6 protein-coding genes are annotated in these 5,130 nt (G+C 71.6%); 4 read left to right on the plus strand and 2 right to left on the minus strand.

What is annotated here, in order from left to right; genetic code table 11:
- Positions 1-205: 205 nt before the first annotated feature.
- Positions 206-1,231: an RluA family pseudouridine synthase gene (locus P1J78_RS23985; protein WP_275569897.1), complete on the minus strand. Its 1,026-nt coding sequence runs from the start codon at positions 1,229-1,231 to the stop codon at positions 206-208.
- Between P1J78_RS23985 and P1J78_RS23990 the strand changes: the two genes are divergently transcribed.
- Positions 1,230-1,541, plus strand: coding sequence for a DUF6476 family protein (locus P1J78_RS23990; RefSeq protein WP_275569898.1), 312 nt, complete (start codon positions 1,230-1,232; stop codon positions 1,539-1,541). The genes P1J78_RS23985 and P1J78_RS23990 overlap by 2 nt on opposite strands.
- Positions 1,542-1,560: 19 nt before the next feature.
- Here the strand turns inward: P1J78_RS23990 and P1J78_RS23995 are convergent, their stop codons facing one another.
- On the minus strand, positions 1,561-2,142 hold the full coding sequence (locus P1J78_RS23995; protein WP_275569899.1) for a TetR/AcrR family transcriptional regulator: 582 nt from the start codon (positions 2,140-2,142) through the stop codon (positions 1,561-1,563).
- Between the two features lie 120 nt (positions 2,143-2,262).
- Between P1J78_RS23995 and P1J78_RS24000 the strand changes: the two genes are divergently transcribed.
- From P1J78_RS24000 to glpX, 3 genes are all read left to right on the plus strand, one after another.
- Complete coding sequence (locus tag P1J78_RS24000) at positions 2,263-2,571, plus strand: hypothetical protein (RefSeq protein WP_275569900.1); 309 nt, start codon at positions 2,263-2,265, stop codon at positions 2,569-2,571.
- A gap of 110 nt (positions 2,572-2,681) precedes the next feature.
- Positions 2,682-3,968 carry a homoserine dehydrogenase gene (locus tag P1J78_RS24005; protein WP_275569901.1) on the plus strand — a complete coding sequence of 429 codons (1,287 nt, stop codon included), beginning with the start codon at positions 2,682-2,684 and terminating at the stop codon, positions 3,966-3,968.
- 145 nt (positions 3,969-4,113) lie between these two features.
- Complete coding sequence (gene glpX, locus P1J78_RS24010) at positions 4,114-5,106, plus strand: class II fructose-bisphosphatase (protein WP_275569902.1); 993 nt, start codon at positions 4,114-4,116, stop codon at positions 5,104-5,106.
- Positions 5,107-5,130 lie beyond the last annotated feature (24 nt).

Consider the following 5,130-nt stretch of genomic DNA (forward strand, 5'->3'; position numbering starts at 1 on the left):
TTTCGTCTCGAAATGCCCTGCCGACAGGCGATTGCAAAGCAATCGCCGAGAGGCGGCGCTGCACGCCGTTCCGCCGCGCGATGCAGGTGGAAATGCCCCACGGCTGAGTCGGTGTCGTGTAGTGTGACGCCGCCGCGTCCGTTACCGCTATCGGTAACGATTTCAGAGGCTTGACATAGCGTCCAACCTTGGACACCCTCGGACATCACCCCCTGAGCGCCTCGAGCAGGCCCTCCATATCGGCCGGCAGTGCCGCCTCGAACCGCATCTCGCGGCCCCCTTCGGGATGCCGGAACCCCAGCACCGCCGCATGCAGCGCCTGCCTCGGAAACGCCGCCGCCGCGGCCGCGCCGGCCGCGCCCACCGCCTTCGCCGACAGCGTCCGCCGCCCGCCATAGACCGGATCGCCGATCAGCCCGTGCCCGGCATGGGCCAGATGCACCCGGATCTGATGCGTCCGCCCCGTCTCCAGCCAGCAGGTGAGAAGCGCCGCCGCCGGCGGGGCGCCGAACCGCTCCGCCACCCGCGCCCGGGTGACGGCATGCCGGCCGCCCTGGAACACCACCGCCTGCTTCTGCCGGTCGGTCCGGTGCCGCGCCAGCTGGGTCGTCAGCTTCAGCACGCCCCCCTCCTCGAAGGACGCGCCGCGCACGCCCCGGAGCCGCGGATCGCCCGCATCCGGCACCCCATGCACCACCGCCCGGTACTCCCGCGCCACGTCATGCGCCTCGAACTGCGCCGCCAGCGCCTGGTGCGCCCGGTCCGTCTTGGCCGCCACCAGAAGCCCGCTCGTATCCTTGTCGATCCGATGCACGATCCCCGGCCGCGCCACGCCCCCCACGCCCGACAGGCTGTCGCCGCAATGGGCCAGCAGCGCGTTCACCAGCGTCCCCCCGGGGCTGCCCGGCGCCGGATGCACCACCATCCCGGCGGGCTTGTTCACCACGATCAGCGCGTCGTCCTCGAACACCACCTCCAGCGCGATGTCCTCGGCGGCCATGTCGGTCTCCTCGGCCGCCTCGATCGCCAGATCAAAGACCTCGCCCGCCGCCACCTTCGCCTTGCCGTCCGTCACCGCCACGCCGTTTCGCGTCACGGCCCCCTCGGCGATCAGCCGCGCCAGCCGCGACCGGCTCAGCGCCGCATCCTCTGGCACGTCGCGCGCCAGTGCCTTATCAAGGCGCGGCGGCGGGTCGGCGCCGATAGTCACGCTCAGGCGGGAGACGGGCATGGACGAGGCTCCGGAACAGGCAGGCGACATCCGGTCGCTGAGGCTTCTTCAGCGCCTCGTGACCGTGCTGATGCTGGTGATGATCGCCGGGTTCATAGTGCTGATCGCCTTCCTTGTCACCCGCTTCCCGGACGGCCGCGCCCTGCCCGCCCTGCCCGAGGCCATCGACCTGCCGGACGGCGCCACCGCCACCGCCTTCACCCAGGGCCCGGACTGGTACGCGGTGGTCACCGAGGACGACCGCATCCTGGTCTACGACCGCACCAGCGCCGCCCTGGTCCAGACGGTCGAGATCACCGCCGGGCGCTGACCGCGCCGGCCCGCCCCGCTCAGGCCCCCACGGCCCGGCGCACCATGTTCCAGTAGATGCGCTCCACCCGCTCGCGGCTCAGCCGGCCGCCCTCGCGGTACCAGCCCGTCACCCCGTTCAGCATCGCCAGCACCGCCTTGGTGGCCAGCCGCACGTCCGGCACGCGCATCGCCCCCGAAGCGGCACCGTCGCGCAGGATGGCGGCCAGTTCCGCCTCGTAGCCGTCGCGCAGCCGGGCCACCGCCCGGTAGTTCTCGGGCTCGAGGTTGCGCATCTCCATCGCGCCCAGGAACGCCGCGTCCGGCCGCGCGAGGTTGTAGCAGATGTGAAACCGCACGAACGCCTCCAGCCGCGCGACGGGTGCGCCCGCCGCCGGCAGTTCGTCCCAGGCGGCCAGCAGCTCCTCCATCTGGCTGCGCATCATGTCGAACAGCAGGGTCTGCTTGTCGGGAATGTAGAGATAGAGCGCGCCGGCCTGCACGCCGACCTCGGTCGCGATCTGGCGCATCGAGACGGCCGCATAGCCGTGCCGGGCAAACAGCCGCAGCGCCGCCTCCCGGATGCGTTCGCCCCTGTCGTTGCCCTCCATCCGACCCACCATCCTTCTCTTTTACTTCATTTTGCTGCATTTCCAGAGCATTACCGGCCTTCAAACCCTCGCTTGCCACGAGGGCGAGCCACGGCGTAGACTCGCGCAGGTTTCACTGCCGGAAGGGCACCGATGCGGTTCCACCTCGTGACTCTGGGCCTTGTTTTGGGTCTGGCGGCCGTCCTGTCGGGATGCACCCGCTTTCCCGAGCTGGATGCCGCGATCACCCCCGAGGCCCGGCGCGCCGGCTATCCCGATCTGGTGCCGATCACCGAGGTGCTCGACCGCCGCGACCTGGCCCGCACCACCGCCCGCGAGGGCGAGATCGTCGAGGCCCGCGCCGCCGCCCTGCGCGCCCGGGCGCGCCTGCTGCGCGGAATCGCGATCAACGACGACACCCGGCTGCGCCTGACGCCGCGCCTGCGGCGGCTGGGCGGCTAGCAGCGGCGCCGATTTTTCGACGAAAAATCGCGGCCACGGCCCCGTTGCGCCGGGCCGGCCAACCGGCTAACCAATGCCGCACGGCAGCAACCACAGACGGAGACCGGCCCATGACCACCCCCCTGCGCCTCGGAATCGCGGGTCTCGGCACCGTGGGCACCGGTGTCGTCAAGATCGTCCAGCGCCGCGCCGGTCTGTTGACGGCGCGCACCGGGCGGCCGGTGGAGATTTCCGCGGTCTCCGCGCGCACCCGCGACAAGGACCGCGGCGTGCGGCTGCAGCACTACGCCTGGGAGGACGACCCCGTCGCGCTGGCGCAGCGTGACGACGTGGATGTCCTGGTGGAGCTGATGGGCGGCTCGGACGGGCCGGCCAAGGCCGCGACCGAGGCCGCCATCGCCGCCGGCAAGGACGTGGTGACGGCCAACAAGGCGATGCTGGCGCTGCACGGCCAGGATCTGGCCGAGGCGGCGGAGGCCGCCGGCGCCGCGCTGCGGTTCGAGGCGGCGGTCGCCGGCGGCATCCCGGTCGTCAAGGCGCTGACCGAGGGGCTGGCCGGCAACGAGGTCGAGCGCGTCATGGGCGTGATGAACGGCACCTGCAACTACATCCTCACCCGGATGGAGCATGGCGGGCTGGCCTACGAGGACGTGTTCGAGGAGGCCAACGCCCTGGGCTACCTGGAGGCCGACCCGACGCTCGACGTGGGCGGCATCGACGCGGCGCACAAGCTGGCGCTGCTGGCCGCCATCGCCTTCGGCACGCGGGTGGACTTTCATGCCGTCGAGCTGGAGGGGATCGAGCGCATCGAGATCGCCGATATCGAGCAGGCCCGCGACATGGGGTTCCGCATCAAGCTTCTGGGCGTGGCGCAGATGACCGGCCGCGGGCTGGAGCAGCGCATGGCGCCCTGCCTGGTCCCCGCCGACAGCGCGCTGGGGCAGCTGGAGGGCGGCACCAACATGGTGGTGCTGGAGGGCGATGCGGCCGGGCAGATCGTGCTGCGCGGCGCGGGCGCCGGCGAGGGCCCGACCGCCAGCGCGGTGATGTCGGACGTGCTGGACATCGCCCGCGGCATCCGGGTGTCGACCTTCGGCCAGCCCGCCTCGTCGCTGGCCGCCCCCACCCCGGCGAAGACGGCGGCGCCGGCGCAGTTCTATCTGCGCATGGAGCTACAGGACAAGCCGGGCGCGCTGGCCCGCGTCGCCGCCGCGCTGGGCGAGGCCGGCGTGTCGATCGACCGGATGCGGCAGTACCGGCACACCCGCGCCACCGCGCCGGTGCTGATCGTGACCCACAAATGCCCGCGCGAGGCGCTGGACAAGGCGCTGACCGGCATGGCCGCCACCGGCGTGGTCGAGGGTCAGCCCGTCGCGATCCGGATCGAGGAGGTCTGAGCGGGCGGCCCGCCCGGACGCGCCCTGTGACCGATCCGCGCTGCGCGGCGATGTTAGCGCCCGAACCGGGCGACGCGCATCTTGCCAGCCGGCCACAGGCTGGTAGGTAGGACGCACCGTACCACGCAAGCCGCAGGACCGTCCGATGACCAAAGCCGCCGACGACACCGTCTTTCTCGACCGCATGCTCAGCCTCGGCCTGGCCCGGGTGTCGGAGGCGGCGGCGATGGCCTCGGCCAAGCTCGTGGGCCGCGGCGACGAGAAGGCCGCCGACCAGGCCGCCGTCAACGCGATGCGCGACCAGCTGAACCTTCTGGACATCAAGGGCGTCGTGGTCATCGGCGAGGGCGAACGCGACGAGGCGCCGATGCTGTTCATTGGCGAGGAGGTCGGCACCGGCCAGGGCCCCGAGGTGGACATCGCGCTGGACCCGCTGGAAGGCACGACGCTGACCGCCAAGGACATGCCCAACGCGCTGACCGTGATCGCCATGGCGCCGCGCGGCACGCTGCTGCACGCGCCCGACGTCTACATGGACAAGCTGGCGATCGGGCCGGGCTATCCCAAGGATCTCGTCGGCCTCGAGATGCCGCCGGCCGAGCGGGTGCGCGAACTGGCCAAGGCCAAGGGCTGCAAGCCCGAGGACATCACCGTCTGCGTGCTGGAACGGCCGCGCCACGAGGAGATGATCGCCGAGCTGCGCTCCACCGGCGCGGCGATCCGGCTGATCACCGACGGCGACGTGGCCGGCGTGATCCATTGCGCCGAGCACGAGAAGACCGGCATCGACATGTATATGGGCTCGGGCGGGGCGCCGGAGGGCGTGCTGGCGGCCTCGGCGCTGAAATGCATGGGCGGGCAGATGTGGGGCCGGCTGCTGTTCCGCAACGACGACGAGCGCGGCCGCGCGGCCAAGGCGGGGATCTCGGATCTCGACCGGGTCTATGCCCGCGACGACATGGTGACGCGCGACGTGATCTTTGCCGCGACCGGCGTGACCACCGGCTCGATCCTGCAGGGGATGAAGCGCGAGCCGCAGTTCCTGGAGACCGAGACGCTGCTGATGCGCTCGAAGACCGGCTCGATCCGGCACATGACCTATCGCAACCCGATCGACCGGCCGGCGATCGGACGGTAGGTTTCGGACCGCTTGCGCGGTCCG

The organism is Psychromarinibacter sediminicola, from assembly GCF_029168335.1.
GTDB lineage: Bacteria > Pseudomonadota > Alphaproteobacteria > Rhodobacterales > Rhodobacteraceae > Psychromarinibacter > Psychromarinibacter sediminicola.

What these genes read in the sequence shown, in the direction of transcription:
- P1J78_RS23990 (WP_275569898.1), top strand. Translation starts at nt 1,230, where the DNA reads ATGGACGAGGCTCCGGAACAGGCAGGCGACATCCGGTCGCTGAGGCTT.
- P1J78_RS23985 (WP_275569897.1), bottom strand. Translation starts at nt 1,231, where the DNA reads ATGCCCGTCTCCCGCCTGAGCGTGACTATCGGCGCCGACCCGCCGCCG.
- P1J78_RS23995 (WP_275569899.1), bottom strand. Translation starts at nt 2,142, where the DNA reads ATGGTGGGTCGGATGGAGGGCAACGACAGGGGCGAACGCATCCGGGAG.
- P1J78_RS24000 (WP_275569900.1), top strand. Translation starts at nt 2,263, where the DNA reads ATGCGGTTCCACCTCGTGACTCTGGGCCTTGTTTTGGGTCTGGCGGCC.
- P1J78_RS24005 (WP_275569901.1), top strand. Translation starts at nt 2,682, where the DNA reads ATGACCACCCCCCTGCGCCTCGGAATCGCGGGTCTCGGCACCGTGGGC.
- glpX (WP_275569902.1), top strand. Translation starts at nt 4,114, where the DNA reads ATGACCAAAGCCGCCGACGACACCGTCTTTCTCGACCGCATGCTCAGC.